Genomic DNA, 2808 nt, shown 5'->3' on the forward strand with positions numbered 1-2808 from the left:
GGAAAAGTTCATTGACATATTGAAGTAGAGACTGTAACAGTAGGTGTTGTCACAGGCCGTAGGGTATGTGGTGACATTGAAATAATTAACAAGAGCAAGTGAATAAGGGCGCACGGGGGATGCCTAGGCTCTCAGAGGCGAAGAAGGACGTGACAAGCTGCGAAAAGCCGCGGGGATTGGCCGATACGAGTTGATCCGCGGATATCCGAATGGGGCAACCCATCCTGTTTTACGGGATATTCCGAAAGGAAGGCGAACGTGGGGAACTGAAACATCTAAGTACCCATAGGAGGAGAAAACAACAGTGATTCCGTGAGTAGTGGCGAGCGAAAGCGGATTAGCCCAAACCGTATGTGTTGCGGCATGTACGGGGTAGTAGGACCTGCATAATCGAGTACAATTTGACGAGAACGGCATGGGAAGGCCGACCATAGGGGGTGAGAGTCCCGTATTGGAAGGGTTGTACGAGAGGCGGGTATCCTGAGTAGGCCGGGACCGGAGGAATCCCGGTTGAATCAGCCAGCACCATCTGGTAAGGCTAAATACTCCTGAGAGACCGATAGTGAACCAGTACCGTGAGGGAAAGGTGAAAAGTACTCCGAATAGGAGGGTGAAATAGAACCTGAAACCGTGCGCTTACAAGCGGTCGGAGCCCTTTCGTGGGGTGACGGCGTGCCTTTTGCATAATGAGCCTACGAGTTGCTCCTCTCCGGCGAGGGTAAGGCATTGAGTGCTGTACCCGGAGCGAAAGCGAGTCTGAAAGGGCGGATAGTCGGAGGGGGCAGACGCGAAACTTAGTGATCTACCCATGGCCAGGCTGAAGTACTGGTAACACAGTATGGAGGGCCGCACCGATAAGCGTTGAAAAGCTTCCGGATGAGCTGTGGGTAGGGGTGAAAGGCTAATCAAACTGAGAAATAGCTCGTACTCCCCGAAATGTTTTTAGGAACAGCGTCGGGATTTTTATGGCGGAGGTAGAGCTACCGATAGGACTAGGGGGAGTCACATCCTACCAAATCCTGACGAACTCCGAATGCCGCCATAGGTAACCGGCAGTGAGGGCTGGGGTGCTAAGGTCCCAGTCCGAGAGGGAAAGAACCCGGACCTACCGCTAAGGTCCCCAAATCTAGATTAAGTTGAACAAAGGTGGTCCAGTTGCAGAGACAGCCAGGAGGTTAGCTTGGAAGCAGCTATTCCTTTAAAGAGTGCGTAACAGCTCACTGGTCGAGCGACAGGGCGTCGATAATAATCGGGCATCAAATCTAGTACCGAAGCGAAGGATTGATAGCAATATCAGTGGTAGGGGAGCATTCCAACGGCGGAGAAGCGGTGCTGCGAGGCACGGTGGAGCTTTTGGAAAAGCAAATGTAGGCATAAGTAACGATAATGAATGCGAGAAACATTCACACCGCAAGACCCAGGTTTCCTGATCAACGCTAATCGGATCAGGGTCAGTCGGGACCTAAGGCGAACCCGAGAGGGGTAGTCGATGGACAACGGGTTAATATTCCCGTACTGCCCATACAGGTGACGGAGTGACGGAGTGATGGAAGGCCCGCCCGGTGACGGAATACCGGGTTGAAGGTTGTAGGTATTGGACTGGTAGTTAAATGCGCCGGTCTAGCCGAAGCTGACAGTACCGAGCGTCCACGGACAATCGGATAGCGGCCCTAAGAGCTTCCAAGAAAAACTTCTAGCGCTAAGCGTATGGGTACCCGTACCGCAAACCGACACAGGTGGTCGAGGAGAGTATCCTAAGGTGCTCGAGTGAATCATGGCTAAGGAACTCGGCAAAATAGCCCTGTAACTTCGGGAGAAGGGGCGCCTCTGGTGACAGAGGCCGCAGTGAAGAGGCCCAGGCGACTGTTTAACAAAAACACATGGCTTTGCGAAGTTGAAAGACTAGGTATAAGGCCTGACACCTGCCCGGTGCCGGAAGGTTAAGAGGGGATGTTATCGCAAGAGAAGCATTGAATCGAAGCCCCGGTAAACGGCGGCCGTAACTATAACGGTCCTAAGGTAGCGAAATTCCTTGTCGGGTAAGTTCCGACCTGCACGAATGGTGTAACGATCTGGGCACTGTCTCAGCCATGAGCTCGGTGAAATTGTAGTCACGGTGAAGATGCCGTGTACCCGCAACGGGACGGAAAGACCCCATGAACCTTTACTGCAGCTTAGCATTGGTACTGGGCAAATGATGTGTAGGATAGGTGGGAGACTGTGAAGCGGCGTCGCCAGGCGTTGTGGAGTCGCCGTTGAAATACCACCCTTTGTTTGTCTGGTATCTAACCCCGAAACGGGGGACATTGCTTGGTGGGTAGTTTGACTGGGGTGGTCGCCTCCAAAAGGATAACGGAGGCTTCCAAAGGTTCCCTCAGCACGCTTGGTAACCGTGCGTGGAGTGCAATAGCATAAGGGAGCTTGACTGTAAGGCCGACAAGCCGAGCAGGGTGGAAACACGGGTATAGTGATCCGGCGGTACTGTATGGAAGGGCCGTCGCTCAAAGGATAAAAGGTACTCTGGGGATAACAGGCTGATCTCCCCCAAGAGCTCATATCGACGGGGAGGTTTGGCACCTCGATGTCGGCTCGTCACATCCTGGGGCTGGAGAAGGTCCCAAGGGTTGGGCTGTTCGCCCATTAAAGTGGCACGCGAGCTGGGTTCAGAACGTCGTGAGACAGTTCGGTCCCTATCTGTTGCGGGCGTGGGAAGTTTGCGAGGAGCTGACCTTAGTACGAGAGGACCGGGTTGGACTGACCGCTGGTGTACCGGTTGTGGTGCCAACTGCACTGCCGGGTAGCTACGTC

The 2808-nt window shown here is 53.6% G+C and carries 1 rRNA gene; it reads left to right on the plus strand.

The features are described 5' to 3' along the window. Nucleotides 1–92 precede the first annotated feature (92 nt). Nucleotides 93–2808 (plus strand): 23S ribosomal RNA (locus NY014_RS16340); the annotation flags it as partial.

The sequence above is a fragment of the Algoriphagus limi genome (assembly GCF_024919275.1).
Lineage (GTDB): Bacteria > Bacteroidota > Bacteroidia > Cytophagales > Cyclobacteriaceae > Algoriphagus > Algoriphagus limi.